Annotated in this window: 18 protein-coding genes and 1 pseudogene; 8 read left to right on the top strand and 11 right to left on the bottom strand. The window is 61.9% G+C overall.

Annotated elements, in window-relative coordinates; translation table 11 throughout:
- From G8O24_RS40555 to G8O24_RS40535, 5 genes are all read right to left on the bottom strand, one after another.
- The coding region (locus G8O24_RS40555; RefSeq protein ID WP_188108095.1) for a copper resistance CopC/CopD family protein at positions 1-1,288 on the bottom strand (1,288 nt) is incomplete at its 3' end.
- Positions 1,288-1,806, bottom strand: a complete 519-nt coding sequence (locus G8O24_RS40550; RefSeq protein ID WP_188108094.1) for a YcnI family copper-binding membrane protein — start codon at positions 1,804-1,806, stop codon at positions 1,288-1,290. The genes G8O24_RS40555 and G8O24_RS40550, both read right to left, overlap by 1 nt.
- A gap of 31 nt (positions 1,807-1,837) precedes the next feature.
- Positions 1,838-2,359 (bottom strand): copper chaperone PCu(A)C, encoded by a 522-nt coding sequence (locus G8O24_RS40545; protein WP_188108093.1) that lies wholly within the window; start codon positions 2,357-2,359, stop codon positions 1,838-1,840.
- A 41-nt stretch (positions 2,360-2,400) separates the two neighbouring features.
- Positions 2,401-4,911, bottom strand: a complete 2,511-nt coding sequence (locus tag G8O24_RS40540; protein ID WP_188108092.1) for a TonB-dependent receptor — start codon at positions 4,909-4,911, stop codon at positions 2,401-2,403.
- Positions 4,912-4,995: 84 nt separating this feature from the next.
- Entirely contained in the window at positions 4,996-5,382 is a 387-nt protein-coding gene (locus tag G8O24_RS40535) for a DUF2946 family protein (protein ID WP_244646327.1), read from the bottom strand.
- Between the two features lie 471 nt (positions 5,383-5,853).
- On the opposite strand from G8O24_RS40535, the gene G8O24_RS40530 reads away from it, so the two are divergent.
- From G8O24_RS40530 to G8O24_RS40505, 6 genes are all read left to right on the top strand, one after another.
- Positions 5,854-6,198, top strand: coding sequence for a globin family protein (locus tag G8O24_RS40530; protein WP_244646333.1), 345 nt, complete (start codon positions 5,854-5,856; stop codon positions 6,196-6,198).
- Positions 6,199-6,330: 132 nt separating this feature from the next.
- On the top strand, positions 6,331-7,353 hold the full coding sequence (locus G8O24_RS40525) for a sugar ABC transporter substrate-binding protein (protein ID WP_188108091.1): 1,023 nt from the start codon (positions 6,331-6,333) through the stop codon (positions 7,351-7,353).
- 23 nt (positions 7,354-7,376) lie between these two features.
- Positions 7,377-8,879 carry a sugar ABC transporter ATP-binding protein gene (locus G8O24_RS40520; RefSeq protein ID WP_188108090.1) on the top strand — a complete coding sequence of 501 codons (1,503 nt, stop codon included), beginning with the start codon at positions 7,377-7,379 and terminating at the stop codon, positions 8,877-8,879.
- A gap of 12 nt (positions 8,880-8,891) precedes the next feature.
- Complete coding sequence (locus tag G8O24_RS40515) at positions 8,892-9,920, top strand: ABC transporter permease (protein WP_188108089.1); 1,029 nt, start codon at positions 8,892-8,894, stop codon at positions 9,918-9,920.
- A 261-nt stretch (positions 9,921-10,181) separates the two neighbouring features.
- Positions 10,182-10,535: a cupin domain-containing protein gene (locus G8O24_RS40510; protein ID WP_188108088.1), complete on the top strand. Its 354-nt coding sequence runs from the start codon at positions 10,182-10,184 to the stop codon at positions 10,533-10,535.
- 140 nt (positions 10,536-10,675) lie between these two features.
- Complete coding sequence (locus G8O24_RS40505; RefSeq protein WP_188108087.1) at positions 10,676-11,689, top strand: serine hydrolase domain-containing protein; 1,014 nt, start codon at positions 10,676-10,678, stop codon at positions 11,687-11,689.
- Between the two features lie 7 nt (positions 11,690-11,696).
- On the opposite strand, the gene G8O24_RS40500 is transcribed toward G8O24_RS40505, so the two are convergent.
- Both G8O24_RS40500 and G8O24_RS40495 read right to left on the bottom strand, forming a co-directional pair.
- The gene (locus G8O24_RS40500; RefSeq protein WP_244646325.1) at positions 11,697-12,248 is read right to left on the bottom strand and encodes a hemerythrin domain-containing protein; all 552 of its coding nucleotides are present in this window, start codon (positions 12,246-12,248) and stop codon (positions 11,697-11,699) included.
- A 214-nt stretch (positions 12,249-12,462) separates the two neighbouring features.
- Positions 12,463-12,672 carry a hypothetical protein gene (locus G8O24_RS40495; protein WP_092228813.1) on the bottom strand — a complete coding sequence of 70 codons (210 nt, stop codon included), beginning with the start codon at positions 12,670-12,672 and terminating at the stop codon, positions 12,463-12,465.
- A gap of 183 nt (positions 12,673-12,855) precedes the next feature.
- Here G8O24_RS40495 and chrA point away from each other — a divergent pair, with 183 nt between their 5' ends.
- Complete coding sequence (gene chrA / locus G8O24_RS40490; protein ID WP_188108085.1) at positions 12,856-14,094, top strand: chromate efflux transporter; 1,239 nt, start codon at positions 12,856-12,858, stop codon at positions 14,092-14,094.
- Between the two features lie 270 nt (positions 14,095-14,364).
- A complete protein-coding gene (locus tag G8O24_RS40485) occupies positions 14,365-16,671 on the top strand; it encodes a tetratricopeptide repeat protein (protein WP_188108084.1) in 2,307 nt (768 codons plus the stop codon).
- A 144-nt stretch (positions 16,672-16,815) separates the two neighbouring features.
- Here G8O24_RS40485 and G8O24_RS46425 read toward each other — a convergent pair.
- The 4 genes and pseudogenes from G8O24_RS46425 to G8O24_RS40465 form a co-directional block, all read right to left on the bottom strand.
- A pseudogene (locus G8O24_RS46425) lies at positions 16,816-16,920 on the bottom strand (PEP-CTERM sorting domain-containing protein); the annotation flags it as partial.
- A gap of 629 nt (positions 16,921-17,549) precedes the next feature.
- On the bottom strand, positions 17,550-18,602 hold the full coding sequence (locus G8O24_RS40475; RefSeq protein WP_188108082.1) for an ABC transporter ATP-binding protein: 1,053 nt from the start codon (positions 18,600-18,602) through the stop codon (positions 17,550-17,552).
- Positions 18,595-19,575, bottom strand: coding sequence for an ABC transporter ATP-binding protein (locus G8O24_RS40470; protein WP_188108081.1), 981 nt, complete (start codon positions 19,573-19,575; stop codon positions 18,595-18,597). The genes G8O24_RS40475 and G8O24_RS40470 overlap by 8 nt, the downstream gene beginning before the upstream one ends.
- On the bottom strand, positions 19,572-20,393 hold the full coding sequence (locus tag G8O24_RS40465; protein ID WP_188108080.1) for an ABC transporter permease: 822 nt from the start codon (positions 20,391-20,393) through the stop codon (positions 19,572-19,574). The genes G8O24_RS40470 and G8O24_RS40465 overlap by 4 nt, the downstream gene beginning before the upstream one ends.
- Between the last annotated feature and the right edge of the window lie 167 nt (positions 20,394-20,560).

Below are 20,560 nucleotides of genomic sequence, written 5' to 3'. Positions count from 1 at the left end.
GTTTCAGGTGCTGGTCTCCCCGGGGAAAGCCGGCGTGGACGATTTCGTCCTCCAGCTCATGACCGGGGAGGCGACGCCGCTGAAGGCCAAGGAGGCGACCTTGACGCTCAGCCTGCCCGAGCGCGGCCCCACATTCGAGCAGGATTGAACGTTTGAGCGGGTACGCGCCTCCCCGATCCCTCACCAACGCCGGCGTCAACCGGAAGCGATTGAGCGCGGCGAGCGCCAGCAGCAGAAGCACCAGCGCCAACTTGATCGCGAGAATGCGCCCGTAGCTGGTGTCGAGCAGCGCGGACAGCTTTTCGAGCTGGATCACCGCAAGCGTAAGGCCCGTCAGCGCCAGCACGGCGACCACCGGCACAGCGATGCGCGAGAAGCGGTTGATGAGCGGCAGTACCGCCGGCCTCGGCTTCGACAGCAGTGCAGCAAGCGGCGCCAGCGCGCCGATCCAGAAAGCGACGGCAAGGCCGTGGAGAAAGATCGCCGGCCGCGCCAGCATCTCAGGCGGCGCCGTCGCGGCGTGCCCCGTGATCGCGAGCGACAGGCCGACACCGGCAAACGCGATGGCTGCGAAAGGCCGCGCGTACCACTTCCGGCCGAGCGCCATCAGCGCGAGCAGCATCGCCGCGATGGCGACGAGCAAGGCAGGGCCGGCACTGGTCGCGAATGCAATGGTCCAGGGGGAGCTAGTCAGAAGCGCGGCTGGCGAAAGACCAAGAAGATCGAGACCCAACACCCCAATCGAGACAACCGCGCTCGGAAGGCCCACAAGGAGTGCCGCGCGCGGCGTGCCCATGGCCGTCATCGACCACGCAATCCAGCGGCCAAAGAATACACCGCCGACGCCAACAAAAAGCCCGAAATAAAGACCGATCCGCGACAGCCAGATCAGCGCGTTCAACCGGCCATCCGCATTGGCCGGCGGTTGCGTCGCCGTCGGCGCGCCGACCGAGAAGATCACCGATCCCGCGACGGGATGACCGTCTTGTGAGATCACCCGATAGCTCACGACCGAGGTGCCTTGCGGCAGGTCCGGCGGCATCGCCACCGAGATGGCCTCGCCCGAAGTGGTGACACGCGCATCGTCACGCGCCCTGCCCGCGCCGTCGATCAACTGGATCGCGCCTGGGGTCACCGCCTCGTTGAAGCGCAATTCCACAGCCTTTGGCGCGCCCGCAAGGATACTTCCGCTCACCGGGTCGACCGAGATCAGCGCCGCATGCGCCGACGCGCCGCTCGAGTGACCGGCGACGACGAGCAGCGTCGCGAGCGCAGCGAAAAGGCGCATTACGGCCTGGGCAGCAGTTTAACGCCAGGCGCTGGCGACTTGTCCTCGTGCGCATGCGCCGCGCCCTCCGCCGGGATCTCGATCCAGCGGCTGACGCCCTTCTCGCATTCCTGCACCACCTGGAAATACAGTGTGGTGTTTGGCTTCAAGCTGTCGGTAAGGAAGCTGCTGACGATGAACTCGTCGTAATTGTGGTCCAGCAGCTTGCCGCCGGACCAGACCACTTCCTTCACGCCGGAGGTCAGCTTGTTGCCATGGTAGTCGTACGGGCTGGCGTATTGCCCCTCGACGACATCGACATTCCAGCCGGGCTTCGGCATCGGTTTCACCGCGATGACGCCTTCGGGGATCTGCACGCGGATCTTGACCGTCGGCGAACCTGAGCAGCCGTGTGGCACAGCGAAGACGGCCTTGTAGGACGCTCCGACCGGCGCCTGCTTGCCTTCCAGATAGACATGCGCCGCCGCGGGCGGCGCGATTAGGGCGGCTATCAGGATCAGCCAGGATGTCTTCAACATGCTCGATCTCCCGAAGATTAGATCACGTCAGTCACATCTTCATTCCCGAATGATCTGGCATCTTCTTCATCATCATGCCTCCGCTGCCAGGCGCCTGGGCGCCAACACCCTGAACATCGAGCGAGACGGAAACCTTGCCGGCTTTCTCGAACTCGAGCGTAACAGGCACTTTCTCACCCTCCTTGAATGGGCTCTTCAGATCCTGCAGCATGAGGTGATTGCCGCCGGGGGCGAGCTTCACGGTCTTGCCCGGCTCAATGACGAGGCCCTTGTCCAGCGGACGCATCTTCATCACGCCATTGTCCATCGCCATTTCATGGACCTCGGCCTTGCCGGCGATTTCGGCCGAAACGGCGACGAGCTTGTCCGGCGCGGTCCCCTTGTTCTCGATGGTCAGGAAACCACCGGCGACCTTGGCGCCTCCAGGCGTTGCCCGGCTCCAGGCCTGCGAGATGACGAGGTCGCCGGCCTTGACGTCGTCGGCGCGGACGGGAGTTGCGACCGCAACGGCCGATAGCGCTGCCAGCGCGAAGAGAGTTGAGAGCTTGTTCATGTCGATGGCCTTTCTTTTCGCCGTTAAGATTTTCCCACCCGTCAGAACGTGTACTTCCCGGCGAGAACGAAAGTTCGCCCGGGAAACGGATGGAACAGGAAGTATTGCGCGTTGAAGATGTTGTCGATGCCGAAATCGAACGCGAAGTTCTGTGTCGCCTTGTAGTGGATCTTCATGTCGAACACCAAGAACGGGTCGAAGGCCTGGTACACGTGTGCAAAGGTGTCGGTGTTGTCGAGGGTCGCAAATTGCTTTCCGACGTAACGTCCCGCGACCGTATAGGCCCAGTTCTCGTTCGGCCGATACGTAACCCCGACCGTGGAGCGCCATTCTGGAACATTCGGCACCCTCTTGCCGGTCGCGGTTGTGCCGCCGATCGTACTGACAAACGTCGGATCGCTTAGAATCCGTGAGTCCACATAGGTCACACTGCCAAACACCTGCAGTCCCCTGACCATCACGTTGTCCTTGTCGGCCGACAGTTCGACGCCTTGCATCCGGATTGCGTCGACGTTGCCGATAGTCGTTGTGGGAGTCTGGCCGCCCGTCGAATTCGTCACGTTCGTGGTTTGAGAGATGATTGCATTGTTGGTTCTTTCCTTGAACAACGTCAGCCTGACGCGGCCGTCATTCCATCTTCGCTCGACGTTCAATTCACCGGTGAAGTCCTGCTCGGGCTTCAGGTTGGGATTGGCGAACGTCGCGACACCGGCAACTGTTATGTTCTGATATAGTTCGGTGACCGTCGGATAACGATACGACTCACCGAAGCTCGCGGTGATGTTCCACTCCTTGTTGGGGTCGTAAGAGAGCGAGGCTTTGGGCGAGAAGTTAGTCGAGTTGAGCCCTGGCTGGTTCTTTGCGACCGGAACGAAGACAGGAGTCGGAGCCGCTGGAATACCGCTGATGGCCGTCGGATTCGAGTTGATATTGAAGCCATCCAACGAGCGCCAAGTCTCGAGCCGCCCTCCCAGGGTCAGCTTCAACTCGGGAACGATCTTCCAGGCGTCCTGCAGCCAAAGAGCACCGGTACGTGTCTCGCCGATGCCAGTGGTGAAAAGTTGACCGGTGCCGGTGGAGGACGTCGCATACCAGACCGAGGACAAATAGACCGGATTTTCCAGGCGATATCGGTCGCCGTGAACACCGAAGCTGATCTCGTGGGGACCATCGATGCCGAAAGGCCTCCAGATGCCTTTAGCGTCTGCGTTCTGCCAGTTTGTACCGTCGTTACGGGTAATCTTGCCGTTCAGCGAATAGCCCAACCCAGACTGGGTGGCACTGAACGGCGCGACGGTGAACGGATTGAGCTGAATGTCTTGCAAATAATTATAGCTCGATGCTGAAAGGTCAAAATCGAAGACGCCTTTGGTGTCGCTCTTGAGCGCTATCGCGTTGCTGAGATGGGTCTGGTCCCAGATGTACTTGTTGCTCGCAAACGCCCCTTGGCCGCCGAAGGTTGGCTGCCCGTTGAACGTAGACCTCAGATAGGTCTGCGGATCGGAAGTCTGGTGATTGTTCCAGATGCCGAGCGAGTAGGTCGCCTGCACCAACGGCGAGACATCATAGGCAACTCTCAAATTCCCAGACGTCTGCTGGGAATGCGCCAGCGCGCCCGTCCCTATGACATTCGCGACACCACCTGTCCTATTCCATGCGCCAACCGCGCCGGTCGTATTTGCAGGGCCGACACCAAAAACGCTGCCAAAGGTCGTGTAGGTCAGCGGCTGCTGATAGCTATCAAGATGATTTGCTGTGACGAGCCAGGATAGCCTGCCGTCGCGATTACCCGCTGCAGCGCTGGTCTGGCTGGTCACATAGGTGTTCTTGGTGCCGTATTGATTCCACGGCATTACAGAGACGGTTTCTTTGGCCACGGCGAACGGCTTGTCCGGCATCTTCGACGTGATCAGCAGGACGCCGCCGATGGAATTGCCGGGATACGCAGCCGCAAACGGACCGCTGAGAAAATCCACCCGCCCGATCGCTTCGGGTGAGATCAGATTCCATTTTGGCGAGGCGCCGGAGTTGTTGTTGCCAATCAGTGCCGAGATCAGGAGGTCGTCGTAGTAGATCAGCGTGCGCGCGCTGGAATTCAGGCCCCAGCTTCGCGTCGCGAGAACCGCTTGGTTGTCGCCATCGTTGCGCTTTCGCACGAACAGGCTCGGCATGTATTTGACGGCGTCCTCGGGGTCCTTGAGGTTGATCGTCTCGTCGGCTTCCTTTGCCGTGATGCTGAACGAACGCTGCGGCAACTGATAACGCGAAACCGCCGCCGGTTGATCGAGCGAGGCCCGGGCACCACCCGCCTCCTGCTCGCTGGTTGCCGCGATCGAGGCCCGCCGCTCCGGCTTTGCCGAGTTTCTCCTGGCGACGGCATTCGTCTGCACCGCCGGTTTGCGCAGCTTGGATCTCGCGGTCGTGGGCGCATCAACAGTCACCGCGGGCAACTCCCTTGGGCTGCCTTGAGCGAAAACACCGCTCGACGAGGCGAGCAGCGCGGCCTGGACGGCAACGACACTCACGCCGCAGCGGGCATGGCGAGGTAACATGGGACATTCCTGACGCCGGACTTTCTCTCCGGCCATTCGACAGCATCAGTCGCCCACGGAAGACCGCGGCGATTGCGAGGGTCGTCAGGAAAAGTGAGGAGGTCCCCGCGCCTGGGCGCTCGAGCCTTCATGGGCGGCGAGATCGGGCGCCTCTGCCTCACGCCAGATGACGCGCTCAGCGTGGCGGAAGGGAACGGAGAGCGCCGTGTGCGGCGGCGAATCGAACGATGAGTTGACCTGAGCGAGACAGCACAGGGCGCAGGCGCCGGCATGCGCAGTCGGTGCGCCGGTCTGATTGCTCGGGCTGCCCGGATCGCTCGCACCATGGCAGATGACGCCGACGGACAGTGGATCGGCAACGGCCTGACCGGCAGCCCAGCAGGCGGCAATCGGCGCCAGCACCTGCATCGCCAGGGCGAGCAGGACCAAGGGTAAGAATTTCTGCAGCCGTGCGCGCATCCGCCGAACCATTCGTTCGTCCACCAACTAAACACGGCGCTGAGCTCCGAGTCGAGGCCGACGCCAGCGCTAGCGTGGCCCTGCCCAAATTTATCGACAATCGTACTCGGAAAGGCCCGCCAGGACCGGAACGTTGAGCACTTGAGGCAGGTCGACTGCCCGCCCTGCCCACATATTTCTTATATTTGTCATATACTTAGAAGACCAGAAGCCCGAACATTTCGTTAACTGCTCGAATTTTGAACAATCGTTGCCGAAAATGATGACAAGTGAGAAAAGTTGATCTAGCATCTCTCTTGCTCAGGCCTGACCGCGAGGTCGAAGTCTGGTGGTCCAAGTCTCGGGAGGAGCCCCTGGCGCGCAAAACGCAGCGTCGCCCCGTCAATCAAGATCAAATCTTAGAATCGGGGATAATAGGGTCGACACAATTTTTGAGCGGGGCCAGGGCCCCGCTCTTTTTTTGTCAGCGCGGCCGATGTGCCGATGAACGCATCTTGTAATCTGATCGAGCAGAGCTTTGAGCTAGCCGCCGCGCGCTGCGCCCACCTCGCGCCCCTCGTCCACCAACCTCTGTTCAAGGATCATCCCGAAGCGCGGGCGACGTTCCTGGCGCAAGGCAGCGAGCTCGTGATGGGGTCGATGCTTGCGCTGACTATCGAGACGATTCTCGACTTCGCGGATGAGCGCCGCGGGCATTACCGCTTGATCGGCTGCGAGGTCGCCTCGCACGATGCCTACGGCACACCGCGATTTGCTCTTCGACGATTTGTCGCCGAACATTGCGCGCGCATGCGAGCAGTTGAAGCCTTCGCTGGCATCGCAGCGTAGCGCTTTGCGCTGCACCAACACAGCCCCAATCTCAGTTGATTGCGCATTGAGTGGCATCAACTCTTGTGAGACACTTTCCTCCTCGGTAGCGCAATCAATGACGCGCCGACGAAAAATACATGGGAGCGAGCGATGTCCGGGACGAAAGATTTCTCGACGACGAGGCGCGATCTTCTTCAGGCGGCAGCGACCGCCGGCGCCGCGACTGCCATCCTCGGCAGCATGGGCATAAACCCAGCACTTGCAGCCGAAGTCGGGCGAAGCGAGAAGCCGCTGAAGGCGGCGTTCTCCAATGCAGGTCTTCAGGCGACCTGGTGCGCGCAGGGCAAGCAGGCCGCGGAATTCTGGGGCAAGCTGTTCAACGTGGAGGTGACCTGGTTCGACGGCCAGCTCGATGCGGTGAAGCAGCGCGCGGCGATCGACAACATGGCCTCGCAGAAATGGGATTTCGTCGCGATCCAGGCCTTCGGCATCGGCACGCTCACGCAGCCCGTGCAGAAGATGATTGACGCCGGCACGCCCGTGATCGACATGGACACGCTGATTGCTCCCCTGGACCAGATTAACGTCCACTCTTTCCTCGCCCCCGATAACGAATTCATGGGCGCCTCGGTGACACAGGCGCTGTGCAACGCGATGGGCGGCAAGGGCAAGATCATCATGACACAGGGCGCGCTCGGCCACACCGGCGCGCAGGGCCGCGCCAAGGGCTTCGAATCGGTCGTCAAGCAATTCCCTGGGATCGAGGTGCTCGACACCCAGCCGGCCGACTGGGACGTCTCGAAAACCGCGCGGCTCTGGGAAACCTATCTGACCAAATACCCGCAGATCGACGCAGCCTTCTTCCACAATGACGACATGGCGCTCGCCGCCGCAAACATCATGAAGGCCCATAACCGCACCAACATCCTGATCGGCGGCGTCGACGCGATGCCGCCCGCGATTCAGGCGGTGAGCGAGGGACGCATGTTCGCAACCGTCCGCAACCCGTCCTGCCGCATCCATGGCGGTGCGATTATCGCAGGTGTCGCCGCCGTGGTCGGCGGCGAGAAGAGCGGCCAGGGCATTCCCAAGAACGTCGTTACCGACGGCCCGGTCGTAACGAAGGCGAACGCCCCGGGAATGCAGTGGATGGAAGATCACTTCCTGATCTGAAATCCTCCAAGATCTGAACTTGCATGCAAGAGGGTCGTCAGCCCATCCTGGAACTGCAGGGCATCACGAAGAGCTTCGGCGGCGTCGAGGCGCTTCGTGGTGTCGACTTCGCGCTTCTTCCCGGCGAGATCCACGGTCTCGTCGGCGAGAACGGTGCGGGAAAAAGCACGCTGATGAAAATCATCGCCGGCGTGCATGCCGAGTTTTCCGGACGCTTCCTGCTCGACGGCCAGGAGATGCGTTTCCGCTCGGCGCGCGACGCGCACGCGGCCGGCATCGCCATGGTGCATCAGGAGCTATCGGTCGCGCCCGATCTCACGGTCGCCGAAAACGTCTTTCTCGGCAACCAGCCGACCAACCGGCTTGGCCTCGTGCAATGGCGGCGCATGGCGCGCGAGGCCGGCGAGCAGCTCGCGCGCTTCGGCATCGACGTCGATCCGACGAGCCGGCTCGGCGACCTTCCGATCGGATTGCAGCAGCTGATCGAGATCGCCCGCGTGCTGTTTTCGGGCGCCCGCATCGTCATCCTGGACGAGCCGACCTCGGCGCTCTCCCCGCCAGAGGTCGAGCGGCTGTTCGCGACGCTGCGACGCTTGCGCGAGGAAGGCACCGCCATCGTCTTCATCTCGCATTTCATCGAGGACATTCTTCGGGTGTCCGACACCGTCACCGTGTTCCGCAACGGGCGGAAGGTCGCCGAGACCGCCAGCGCCGCGACCACCAAGGGCGCGCTGATCGAGGCCATGATCGGCCGCGGCGGCGAGGCGCTCGAGCACAGCTATACCGACGATCTGGTGCTGCCGCGGCCGAGCGACAGCCCGGCGGTGCTGAAGGTCGACCAGCTCTCGCTGGCGCGCAGCCTCAAGGACGTCTCCTTCGAGGCCCGCGCCGGCGAGGTGCTCGGCATCTACGGCTTCATGGGCTGCGGCCAGCAGGAGCTGTCGCGCATCCTGTTTGGAAAACTGCAGCCGGATGCCGGCACGCTCGCCGTCGAGGGCACGCTCAAGACGTTCGCCAGCACGGCGGCGGCACGGCGCGCCGGCGTGGCGCTGGTGCCGGAGAGCCGGCGCGCCATGCTGTTCCACCAGGAGCCCGTCTACAAGAACATCTCGATCAGCATCCTCGACCGCATCGCGTCGTTACTGCTGAAACCCGCGCAGGAGCGCGACATCGCCAAGCGTCAGGTCGAGCAGCTCCAGATCAGGCCGCCGGTGGTCGGCCTCGACCTCGGCATGCTCTCGGGCGGCAACCAGCAGAAGGTCGCGCTGGCAAAATGGCTGACCTATCCGCCCAAGCTCCTGGTGCTGTGCGAGCCGACCCGCGGCATGGATGTCGGCGCCAAGAACGACGTCATCAACATCGTCCGCGACCTCCGCGCCAAGGGGCTTGCGATCATCGTGCTGTCGACCGAACCGGAGACGGTGCTGTCGCTGGCCGACCGCATCCTCGTGCTCAAGCGCGGCGCGGTGGTGCGGGAGTTCAAGAACGAACCGGTCAGCAAGGACCGCCTGCTGGAAGCGGCGTGACGGAGAGGCACAATGGCGAGCAGTGAGACGGCTGCAGCGACGGGACAGCGCGCGCGAGGCGTTGCGCCTTTCCTGCGTTCGCAGATGCGCAACATCGCGCCCTTCCTGACGCTGATCTTCCTGTCGGCGTTCTTCGCCCTCGCCAGTCCCTCCTTCGCGACGATCGACAATCTCGGCAACATCCTGACGCAGGTGTCGGTCACGGGGGTCATCGCCGTCGGCCTCACCTTCGTGATCCTGTGCGCCGAGATCGACCTGTCGATCGCCAGCATCGCCAACGTCACCGGCATCGCGGTCGCCTACTTCACGCTGCAGGACTCCTACGTCAACATCGCCAACATTCCCCTGCCCGGTGCGCTCGCCATCTTGCTGTCGATCCTGCTGTGCGCGGCCCTCGGCCTCGTCAACGCGCTGGGGCTGACCGTGATCGGCATCCCCTCCTTCATCATGACGCTGGCAATGATGCAGATCGCGGCCGGCATCTCGGCGCTGCTGGTGCGCGGCCAGATCGCCTACAAGGTGCCGGGCCTGATCTCGACGCTCGGCTCGGGCGCGATCGGCGGCATCCCCTGGATCGTCATCGTCGCGGCGATCATGCTGCTCGGCGGGCACCTGGTGCTGACCTACACGCGCTTCGGCCGCTACGTCTACATGGTCGGCGGCAACCGCGAGGCCGCCGAATATTCCGGCCTCAACGTCAAGCTCATCCTGGGCAGCGTGATGGTGATCTCGGCGGTGTGCTCGGGGATCGGCGGTATGCTTGGCGTCGCCCATTTCGGCAGCGCGCAGCAGAACGAGTTCGACACCTACCTGCTCGATTCCATCGCCGCCGTCGTCGTCGGCGGCACCAGCCTGTTCGGCGGCCGCGGCGGCATCGGCAACACCATCGTCGGCCTGTTCGTTCTCGGTGTTCTCAACAACGGCCTCGACCACGTCAACATCGACAGCTTCCTCAAGATCCTGATCCGCGGCGTGATCCTGCTGGCGGCCCTGATCATCAACGTCTATGCGCAGCGCTTGCGCGAAAAAGCGGCGGAGTAGCCGGCTGCCAAAGCAAAAACGCGAAAACAACCCCATGCACAGTACAACTCATTGGGGAATTTGGCACGGCGCATTTTGAGCCGGCTCGTCAGCGACGTTTGACTCGTCGGGCAAAACAGGAGCATGATGGTATCGTGGCGAAGGGCCGTCCGCGGGACCACCCGCTCCCGATCATGCGTTCGGCGCGCCACTCCAGCATCGCAAGCACATGCAGCCGGCTTATGCAAAGGCCGACCAGTTACTTCATCCCAAGGTCATGCAATGAACGCACCGGCAAATCTCGCGGAGAAGCTCGCCACTTTCACGGAGCGTTTCTCGCCTCGTACCGTCGCCCTCTACAACGACAACGACATCATGGTGGCCAAGCTCGAGGGGCCATATCACTGGCATAAGCATGATGATACGGACGATTTTTTTCTCGTGCTGAGGGGGACGCTCGACATCGAGCTGCGGGACAGGACGGTCAGGCTCAACCCCGGTGAGGTTTTCGTCGTCCCCAGAGGGGTCGAGCACCGGCCTGTGGCGCATGGCGAAGTGCACATCCTGTTGATCGAACCCACGGGCACACCGAACTCGGGTGATAAAGCGACTGCCGCGCCTCGTATCCTCGCCTGACGTGAAAGCGTCTTGACCGCGGCCGCATCCTTTCGGCGGCGCTGATCGTCAACGTCTATGCGCAGGACTTGCAAGAAAGGGCGGCGGAGTAGCCAGCCCCCTCTCCAATAACCCAACAGACGTGCGCGCAGGCTAGGCTCATGCGGTATTCAGCGATGGTCGCGATCTTGCTGCTCTGTTCGAGCCCGGCAAGTGCCGAACCCGGAAACGAGTGGCAATTCCAGCGCTCGCCAATTCAAGGCACTGTCGAGAGCTACGCTGGAAAATACAAGCCGACCGCGATCATGGTCGTGCAAGACGGTCTTGTGGTTGCGACGTCCGGCGACATCAGCCGCAAGGTCAATGTTCGCTCTGTTCGCAAGAGCTTCTTGAGCGCTCTCTTTGGCAAGGCCATCGAACGCGGTCAGATCAAGCTAGAAAGCACGCTAGCGCAGCTGGGTATCGACGATACCGCCCCATCGCTGACGGCTGACGAGAAGCTTGCAACGGTTCGCCAGCTGCTCATGGCCCGCTCCGGCATCTATCACCCGGCGGCCTACGAGACGAGCGAACAGAAATCGACGCGCCCGCCGCGTGGCTCTCATCCGCCTGGCACGTTCTGGTACTACAACAATTGGGACTTCAATGCGCTCGGTGCGATCTACGAGAAGGCGACCGGCTCGAATGTCTTCGACAGCTTCGAGACGTTGATTGCCGGTCCCCTCGGGATGCAGGACTACACGGTCCGTGATGGGACGTTCGTCGGAGATCGTTCCTCCCTCTATCGCGCCTACGTCTTCAACATGAGCGCGCGGGATCTTGCACGGTTTGGACTGCTTTTCCTCAACCAGGGACATTGGAACGGCGTTTCCGTCATTCCATCGCAATGGATGGCGGAGTCGACCAAGACCTACTCGGAGACGGATCGAAAAGACCGCGGATATGGCTATCTATGGTGGACTCTCGATGCCGGCGCTTGGGGACGAGATGTAATCTTTGCGTCTGGCTACGGAGGACAGCTGATCGTGATCGTGCCGGAGAAGCGTCTGGTCGCCGTTCAGGTCGTTGACCTCGATGCACAGCAGCGGGGAATTCACTCCGCGACTTTTCTCGACCTGGTTCGGCAAATCATGACGAACGCCGCAGCCGGGCCGTCGCCCTTGGTCGGCCGCTGAAGAAGCATCAGCGCGGTGTGAACTGATTCAGATCGTGAATGCCCATCTGCTGCTCGAGCTGGGCGACGCGGGCCGCCATCTGCTCGAAGCCATCCGCGCCGAACAATTGGTGTTCCTTCTTCTCGAAGTCCTCCGCCATCGCGTCGTACTCGTTCGAGGAGACCACGTCCTTCAGCTTCGGAAAGAGATCGGTGTCCTCGCGGGCCGCGTGCGGCCGGTACATCGCGATGAAAGCCTGCATCGCGCCCACCAGTTGCTTGCGGTCGTCGTCATTGCTTCGAGCGGACGGCGCAAGCTTCAGGATGTTATCCGTGACTTTCCGGCCCGCCTCGTGCTGACGCAGCAGAGTGTCCACCAGATCGGTCATCTGGCCGGCTTTCCTGAAGCGCGGGAAGACGTGCTCCTCCTCGGATTTCTCATGGTAGTTGTTGATGAAATCGCGGATGATCCCGGCAGATTGCGTGATCAGGGCAGGATCGAGATCATCATTCGACGCGAGCTTCCGGATTCCGGCTTCATAGAGCAGCAGGACCCGATCGAGCACGCCGTGCTCGCGCATCAGATCTTCCGGCGGGGTGACTTCCTCGCCTTTCTTCTCCGCGCCCTTCTGCTTGCCGCCCTTCCGTTCAGCAAGAGCCGGCCGGGTGATGAGAGCGGGCGCCGCGACTGCCAATGCTCCGCCCAACACGAACAAGCGACGCTTGCTTGGCATGACGACCATGACGGCACTCCCGTGGATATTTGAGCCGAATCTGTCGCGGCACCGGTCTCCCTCAGCGCCAGGCCTTTTCGTTCTTCTGCTCGTAATCCCTGAAGGCCTTCTCGAGTCCGCCCAGGACCTCGGCAGAGGTCTCGAACATCGCCTTCAACTGCGGTTCGTCAACCTTCTGGATGTCCTCACGCAGATGGTTCCTGATATCCTGCAGGGCCTTCTGCATTTTGTGCGTATGGTGTCGGGGATCGCGGTCTGCCGCACTTGCCATGGCCAGTCTCCTCGCTGCTAATATGGCTCCGCCGGACCTTCCGTCGCGACGGCGCATCAACGGATAACGGCACACCTCGTTCCTCGCGAATTTCGATAAAGACCGCATGAAATTCAAAGACTTGCCAATTGGGTGGGACGTCGTTTGCCGAGGCTCGATAACCGCGCCCCGAAATCGGATCGAATGTCCGTGAGCAACCTCGATCTGCTAACCGACGTCTCCGTCAGCAAACGATCCCCGGCCGGCTCGGCGCTGGAAGTCCTGCGCATCTTCTTCAAGCTCGGCCTCACCTGCTTCGGCGGTCCGATCGCCCATATCGGCTACTTTCGCGACGAGTTCGTGGTGCGGCGGAAGTGGATCGACGAACACGCCTACGCCGATCTGGTCGCCCTCTGCCAGTTCCTGCCGGGCCCGGCCAGCAGCCAGGTCGGGTTCTCGATCGGCCTGATGCGCGCCGGCTATCCGGGCGCCCTTGCGGCCTGGACCGGCTTTACCTTGCCGTCGGCATTGATCCTCGTCCTGTTCGCCTACGGCGCCGGCGCGCTGAGCGGCCCGGCCGGCGCCGGTCTGCTGCACGGGCTCAAGCTCACCGCGGTCGCCATCGTGGCGCAGGCGGTCTGGGGCATGGCGCGCAACCTCTGCCCCGACCGCGAGCGCGCCTCGATCGCCGTCGTGGCGGCGCTCATCATCCTCTTCAGCACGGCGTCGATCGCCCAGATCGGCGCGATCGTTCTCGGCGGGCTCGCCGGCCTCTGGCTGTGCCGCAGCGAGGCAGCAGCGCCGTCCGGACATGTCGAGATCCCGGTCTCGCGAACCATCGGGCTGATCACTCTTGCGATGTTCTTTGTCCTGCTGGCCGGTCTTCCCTTGCTGCGCGGGCTGACCGGCTCGACGGGTGTTGCCCTGTTCGACGCCTTCTACCGCTCCGGCGCGCTCGTGTTCGGCGGCGGCCATGTCGTGCTGCCTCTTCTGCGGGAAGCTTTCGTCGCGCCGGGCTGGCTGACCGACGATGCCTTTCTCGCCGGCTACGGCGCCGCTCAGGCGGTGCCGGGGCCGCTCTTCACTTTCGCAGCGTACCTCGGCACGGTCGTCGCGCCCGAGCCGCACGGGGTGGCCGGCGCGGCGCTCGGGCTGGTCGGAATCTTCCTGCCTGGAATTCTGGTCCTGCTCGGTGCACTGCCCTTCTGGGACTCGTTCCGGAAACGTGCCGGCGCCCAAGCCATGATGCGCGGCGTCAACGCCGCCGTGGTCGGCGTGCTGGGAGCTGCGCTCTACAATCCGGTCTGGACCACCACCGTGCACGCGCCGCGGGATTTCGGTATCGCGCTGGTCGGCTTCGTCCTGCTGGTCGTCTGGCGCGCCCCTCCGCTCGTCGTCGTCGCGTTCAGTGCGGCTGCGGGGACCGCGATGGCGCTGCTTTGAGGTCGGGTCCGCAAAGTCGAACAAGCGACCGATCGGAGCATCGAGGACGTCGCAACTCGCGCGGCTGTCAATGGCGGTTTCAATTTACGGCAACTCCGTTGCTTGATCGGGATGTCATGGTTGACGAACCGGGCCGTTCACCTGATAATTGCATTGATTTTCCTGCGTCACCTTTAGTTGATAGATTAATTCGCAGGCACCTAATTTACCGCTCCAACCTTCAGGTGTTCGCAATTGTCTTTTTTGCGTACTTTCTGCGGCCGAGTGCACGTGCGGCAAGCGATCTGTCTCGCTTGGCTCGTGCAATGTATCTGTACGAACACCTATCTAGCACCAGCAATTGCTGCGGTAATCGTCGCCGGAGACTCACAACCTTCTGATCGACCAGTTGAACCGGTGGCGCTGCTACGTAACGCAATTGCCTTAGCAGCTGCAAACAAGCTCACCGAAGCAGATGCGGCCTATAAGGAAGCGCTGGCCGCTGCCGAGAAAGCACAGGGTTCGGACGGATTGCTTGTGGCCGATACACTGGGTTGGCAAGCGATGTTCTTGCGCGACAAATTACATCGGTATGAAGACGCTTGGAGCGCCGCAGAGCGCGGTTTGGCTATCCGACGCAAGCGACTAGGTGAAGATCACGCTCAAACAGTCGTCCTTGAGGGCCTCCTGGGGTCGATCTCCCTTTGGATGAACAAGCCGGGTCAAGGCCAACCCTATTTCCAGGCTGCGGTCGACACCTATAGTCGCCATCCCAGCAAAGAGTACGACCAGATTGCGGCGTTCTCAGCAAAACAGAGGGCAGTCTTCCTCAAGCGGCAGTCGAGCTTCGAGGCTGCCGAAAGGTTGATGAAACAGTGCATCGAAATAAGGGAGCAGTCTGCCACGCCAGATCTGGCGGAGTTGGCGTTCGACTATGAATTTTTAGGCCTCATATACATCGATCAGCACAGGTTTGCAGATGCCGAGGCTTTCGCTCGCCGATCCCTCGAGATCACGAAACGACTCTTCGGTCCCGAGCACTGGCGGGTCTCCAACCCGCTGCAGGTACTTGGCGACAACTACGAAGCTGCCGGTCGATACGCGGAAGCCGAGGCCACCTTTAAGGAAGCCCTCGCACTTCGCGAGAAGACGCCGAACGACGAGTTTCCGCCCGATACGCTGCTTATTCACTTGGGGACAACCCTTCGGCTTGAAAGTCGCTACGGCGAGGCCGAGCCTCTCCTGCTTCGCGGCCTCGGTATTCGGGAAAAGAGACTCAAGCCGGATGATCCGGACCTCGCCGATGCCTTATTCTGCTTGGGAGCTTTGTATCGCGCGGAGTCGCGCTATGCCGAGGCTGAACCTCTATTTCGTCGATCTCTCGGTATTCGTGAGAAGGCATGGGGTTTTGAAAATCGATACACCCTTGCCGACGCCAACAGCTTGGCTTTGGTACTTCTGGACTTGGGACGCCTTGTCGAAGCTGAGCCCATATTCCAAAAAGTACTGGCTAGCCGCGAGAGAGTTCTTGGACCCGACCACGAGGAGGTCGCAGATACATTGGTCAGCTTGACGCAACTGATGCGTCAACTCGGACGCTTTTCGGACGCCGCTCGTATTGCGGATCGCCCACTCGCAATTTATTCCAAAGCACTTGGCCCCGATCATCCGTTTGTTGTGCGTGGCTTGTTGACATTGGCCGTCATTCATCAAGATCGCGCCGAATATGACGACGCTGAACGGTTGTTTCGACAAGCGTTGGACATTCGTCAGAGGGCTTTCGGACCCGAACACGTGGCCGTCGCAAATAGCTTGATCGATCTGGCTCGCCTGGCATTGATCCGGCACGACTCGGACGTTGCCGCGGCATACGTGATGGAAGCTCTGAAAATTCATGAAAAGTGGTTCGGCGCCGAAGATCCTCAGATACTTCCCACACTGATCAATCTTGCCTCCCTCCGCGCCGATATTGGCGAGATCGATGCTGCCGAAGGGCTCCTGCGACGTGGCTTGGTGATTGCGGAGACAAAACTGGGGCCTGAATCGCTTTATGTCGCCAATATACTATCGGCTATCGGAAACTGCTTCCGTCTCCGGGGGAAATTTGGCGATGCCGATCAATATTATGACCGGCCTTTGTCAATCTATCGCAAAAAACTCGGCTCCCGACATCCAATGGTTGCCGCCGGTCTCGAACGCCTTGCCCAACTCAGGATTGGCCTTGGCCAACCGAAGGAGGCCGAGGATATCTACGATGAAGCTGAAAGCATTTTGAGCGAAGCGCTGGGCAACAATAGCCCGTCGTTGGCGGGCATTCTGAATGACAAGGCGCTATTGCTCCAACAGCTTAATCGCGCGAAAGAGGCAGAACAGCTCTTCAGTCGAGCCTTGGCACTGGTGCGGCGAGGTGCCGGGACTGAAACGCCTACTCTTGCGGCTGTCCTTTACAACCTTGCCAATCTCTACGACGCGACGGGCCGGAGCAGCGAGGCAGTTGGGGTCCGCAAACAGGCGGAAGCGATTTTTTCCAAGATCTGCAAAGGAAAATGCGCCAACCTTATTCCAGCTGCACAGTTGCCTGTTTGGCAAGAAATTTAACGACGGAGGGATTTGACTGGCCGTGCTCGCTGTTGCGTCGCGAGTTACGGTGCACTTGATTGATCGCTCAGGACTCAAGCCCGACACGAATGATCAAATGCACACTGGACTTAAATGCTTATGATCCGTTGGTTCAGGCAGCAATCATGCCGGCTTTGATGTCCTGCGATACGCCATGTAGCCGAGCCCGCAGAAGCCGAGGAGCATCATCGCCCACGTGGAAGATTCGGGCACTGCCGAAACAGTAAGCGTGCCTACAGGGACGTCATCGAGATCGCCTAAAGTAAAGGTACCTAGAATGAAAGTGGGATGCGCGTATCTAGGGTTTTTAAATCCCGGAACGGGCTCCAACGACGCTGTGAAGAGTTGAGGTCCCGTGAGATTGAATGGATCTGGATCGCCATTGTTCAGTATCGCTTCCATACCCCCGTCTCTCAGGGCGTCGAAAAAGACGATACTGTCGTAAAAGCGCCCGTGGTTATCGGTCACGTTGGAAACAAGAATGAAGAAGGTGCCCGGCACGAAGCCAGGACCTCCCGGTGAACTTGGAAGCTGAAAACTGAAGTCTTGAGCGGCAGGATCAACGTAGTCGAAAGAAAATTGATAAGTCGCAGCGTGGGTGGCAGTCAGACCGGAAAACGCGAAAAAAACCAAAGCAAAGAAGGAAAATATGCGCATAACTAAACTCCTTCAGGAACTCTAGCCAGCAGCATAGACTGCTAAGGGATGGATGTCAGAGTCAAGCCATTTGCAGCGAGGCCACTGCTCATGACACCAACAAGGCCCGATTTGGTGTCATAAGTCAGCATTCGGACCCTGACCGCGAAATGTTTGCTTCGGACCCAAGTGCCAACGTCGGCTCGAAGGGGGCCTTCCGGCTAGGAATGAGCGCCTTCGGCGGAGGTTAAGGTCGCCCGCCCCGCAATCTCCTCACTGCGCCAGCACCGCACCGCATGCCCATCCGGCCGCGCCTCCAGCAGTGGCCCCGGCTCGCGGCGGCACACATCCTCCGCATATCGGCACCTCGGGCTGAAGGCACACCCGTTCGGCGGATTGAGCGGGTTGGGCAGATCGCCGCCCGTGGTCGCCAACGGGGCATGGCGCAGCGGATCGGGGATCGCCGCGATCAGGGCCTGCGTATAGGGGTGCGCGGGTCGTTCAAAGATCTCGCGCCAGTCGCCATTCTCGACGATGCGGCCGAGATACATCACCGCCACGCGGTCGCTCATGTGCTCGACGACGCCGAGATCGTGGCTGATCATGATGTAGGAGAGGCCGAGCGTGTCTTTCAATTCCAGCAGCAGATTGATGATCTGGGCGCGGATCGAGACGTCGAGCGCCGAGACCGGCTCGTCGCAGATGACGATCTTTGGATTGAGGATCAGCGCGCGCGCAATGCCGATGCGCTGGCGCTGGCCGCCGGAGAATTCGTGGGGATAGCGATCGGCCTGTTCGGGCCGCAGGCCGACATGCCGCAGCATGGTCGCGACGCGATCCTCGATCTCGCTTTTTGCGGTCACGCCATGGACGCGCAGGGGATCCTCCAGCGTGCGGCGAACCGTCTGGCGCGGATTGAGCGAGGCGTAGGGATCCTGGAAGACGATCTGCACGGTTCGGGCGAGCGATCTGCGATCGCCTGACGGCCTCGATGTCACCACCTGCCCGTCCAGCACGATGCGGCCGCGGGTCGGCGTCACCAGGCCAAGGATCGAGAGGGCGACCGTGGACTTGCCCGAGCCGGATTCGCCGACGAGGCCGAGACATTCGCCGCGCTTCAGCTCGAGATCGACCCCGTCGACAGCGCGGAGCAGCCGCCGGTTGCGGCCGATGAGGCCGCCTCCCACAGGAAAATGAACCGCCAGATCCTCGACGCTGAGAATGAGGTCGTCATCCACCCTCGCCTCACCCAATCCGGTTTTGGGCTCATGCATGGTGATGACACCTCACCAGACCGCCCCCCTCCAGCAGATCCGCCGTCGGCACGACGGTCCTGCAAATGTCGGTCGCGAAGGCACAGCGCGGATTGAAGCGGCAGCCATCCGGAAAGCTGGTGATGGCCGGGACGACGCCGGCGATCTCCTTGAGCCGGCTGCGGCCAAGCGCGGCGCGACTGCCGAGCCGCGGCAGCGAGTCGACCAGACCTTGCGTATAGCGGTGCGCGGGCGCGCGAAAGATATCGGCGGAGCCGCGCTCCTCGACGATGCGGCCGGCATACATGACGGCGACGCGGCGGCAGACATTGGCGACGAGGCCGAGATCGTGGCTGATCATCAGGATCGCCGTGCCGCGCTCGGCACAGAGATTGCGCATCAGCTCGATGATCTCGGCCTGCACGGTGACGTCGAGCGCGGTGGTCGGCTCGTCCGCGATCAGGAGATCCGGACCGCAGGCCAGCGCGATCGCGATCATCACGCGCTGTCGCATGCCGCCGGAGAGCTGGTGCGGATAATCGTTGACGCGCCGCTCCGGCGCCGGGACGCGGACGCTCGCCAGCGCCTCGATCGCGAGCTTGTTGGCTTCCCGCCAGCTCTTGCCCTTGTGCAGCACGAACATCTCGGCGATCTGCCGTCCCACCGGCGAGACCGGGTTCAGCGCCGTCATCGGCTCCTGGAAGATCATGGCGATGCGGTTGCCGCGAAGGTCGCGCTGCGCGGCCGCCGAGAGATGCTGGATCTCCCGCCCGTCAAACCTGATGACGCCGGCCCCGATCGACAATGGCGGCCGCAACAGGCCGATCAGAGCGAGCGCCGTGATGCTCTTGCCGCAGCCGGATTCACCGACCAGGCCGAACGTCTCGCCGCGATCAATGCGGAATGAAACATTCTCGGCCGCTGCGACACGCCTTGTCCCATCGTCCAGATCGATGCGGAGATCCTCGACCTCGAGCAGCGGCGCGCCGGTCATGTCCGCCGGCTCCGCGAGTGAGGATCGAGAATGTCGCGCAGGCCGTCGCCGAGCAGGTTGAGGCCGAGCACCGTCAGGAAGATGGCAAGCCCGGGGAATACCGACAGCCACGGCGCCGTCGTGATCTGGTCGCGGGCATCCGACAGCATGCTGCCCCAGCTCGGAAACGGCGGACGGACGCCGAGGCCGAGGAACGACAAGGCCGCTTCCGACAGGACCGCGCTGCCCATGCCGAGGGTGCCGATGACGACGATCGGCCCCAACATGTTGGGCAACAGCTGCGTGATCATGATGCGCAGATCGCCGTAGCCGAGCACGGTGGCCGCCTGCACATAGCCCTGGCTCCGCAACGCCAGCGCCGAGGCGCGCGCGATCCGGCAGGTGAAAGACCAGTTGGTCAGCCCGAGCGCGATCAACAGGCTGGTGAGGCCGGGGCCGAGCACCGCCATGATGGCGAGCGCGAAGATCAGCGAGGGAATCGCGAGCATGACGTTAGTGAGCGCGTTGACGACGTCGTCCCACCAGCCGCCCCAATAACCGGCGCTGAGGCCGAGCGCCACGCCGATCACGCTGTTGATGAGCTGCGAGACGATGCCGACGGTCAGCGAGACCCGCGCCCCATAGACGACGCGCGAATAGATGTCGCGGCCCTGGTCGTCGGTGCCGAACCACCAGGTCCAGCTCGGCGGCTCTTCCGCGTTCATGAGGTTGGCGTCCAGCACCGGATCGGTATGCGCCAGCCAGGGGGCGAGCACACCGACCAGGACCGCCAGCGCGAACAGCGTACCACCGATGACGAGATTGGCGCGAAGCTTCATCGCGACCGCTCCATCGCAGAAAGGACAATCGCGAGTGATGTTGTGGAGATCTGGCCGCGGGCTCGCTTCGCCTCTCCCGCTTGCGGGCAGGGCGACCGCATATGGCGTGCACGATGCGGCAGCATCGGCGCTGGGCTCCCTCCCCCGCTTGCGGGGGAGGGTTGGGG

The organism is Bradyrhizobium campsiandrae (genome assembly GCF_014529705.1).
Classification (GTDB): Bacteria; Pseudomonadota; Alphaproteobacteria; order Rhizobiales; family Xanthobacteraceae; genus Bradyrhizobium; species Bradyrhizobium campsiandrae.
Note: the sequence above shows the minus strand (reverse complement) of the source record. Positions and strands in the feature narration are given on the sequence as shown.

What these genes read in the sequence shown, in the direction of transcription:
- G8O24_RS40550 (WP_188108094.1), bottom strand. Translation starts at nt 1,806, where the DNA reads ATGTTGAAGACATCCTGGCTGATCCTGATAGCCGCCCTAATCGCGCCG.
- G8O24_RS40545 (WP_188108093.1), bottom strand. Translation starts at nt 2,359, where the DNA reads ATGAACAAGCTCTCAACTCTCTTCGCGCTGGCAGCGCTATCGGCCGTT.
- G8O24_RS40540 (WP_188108092.1), bottom strand. Translation starts at nt 4,911, where the DNA reads ATGTTACCTCGCCATGCCCGCTGCGGCGTGAGTGTCGTTGCCGTCCAG.
- G8O24_RS40535 (WP_244646327.1), bottom strand. Translation starts at nt 5,382, where the DNA reads ATGGTTCGGCGGATGCGCGCACGGCTGCAGAAATTCTTACCCTTGGTC.
- G8O24_RS40530 (WP_244646333.1), top strand. Translation starts at nt 5,854, where the DNA reads ATGAACGCATCTTGTAATCTGATCGAGCAGAGCTTTGAGCTAGCCGCC.
- G8O24_RS40525 (WP_188108091.1), top strand. Translation starts at nt 6,331, where the DNA reads ATGTCCGGGACGAAAGATTTCTCGACGACGAGGCGCGATCTTCTTCAG.
- G8O24_RS40520 (WP_188108090.1), top strand. Translation starts at nt 7,377, where the DNA reads ATGCAAGAGGGTCGTCAGCCCATCCTGGAACTGCAGGGCATCACGAAG.
- G8O24_RS40515 (WP_188108089.1), top strand. Translation starts at nt 8,892, where the DNA reads ATGGCGAGCAGTGAGACGGCTGCAGCGACGGGACAGCGCGCGCGAGGC.
- G8O24_RS40510 (WP_188108088.1), top strand. Translation starts at nt 10,182, where the DNA reads ATGAACGCACCGGCAAATCTCGCGGAGAAGCTCGCCACTTTCACGGAG.
- G8O24_RS40505 (WP_188108087.1), top strand. Translation starts at nt 10,676, where the DNA reads ATGCGGTATTCAGCGATGGTCGCGATCTTGCTGCTCTGTTCGAGCCCG.
- G8O24_RS40500 (WP_244646325.1), bottom strand. Translation starts at nt 12,248, where the DNA reads ATGCGCGAGCACGGCGTGCTCGATCGGGTCCTGCTGCTCTATGAAGCC.
- G8O24_RS40495 (WP_092228813.1), bottom strand. Translation starts at nt 12,672, where the DNA reads ATGGCAAGTGCGGCAGACCGCGATCCCCGACACCATACGCACAAAATG.
- chrA (WP_188108085.1), top strand. Translation starts at nt 12,856, where the DNA reads ATGTCCGTGAGCAACCTCGATCTGCTAACCGACGTCTCCGTCAGCAAA.
- G8O24_RS40475 (WP_188108082.1), bottom strand. Translation starts at nt 18,602, where the DNA reads ATGCATGAGCCCAAAACCGGATTGGGTGAGGCGAGGGTGGATGACGAC.
- G8O24_RS40470 (WP_188108081.1), bottom strand. Translation starts at nt 19,575, where the DNA reads ATGACCGGCGCGCCGCTGCTCGAGGTCGAGGATCTCCGCATCGATCTG.
- G8O24_RS40465 (WP_188108080.1), bottom strand. Translation starts at nt 20,393, where the DNA reads ATGAAGCTTCGCGCCAATCTCGTCATCGGTGGTACGCTGTTCGCGCTG.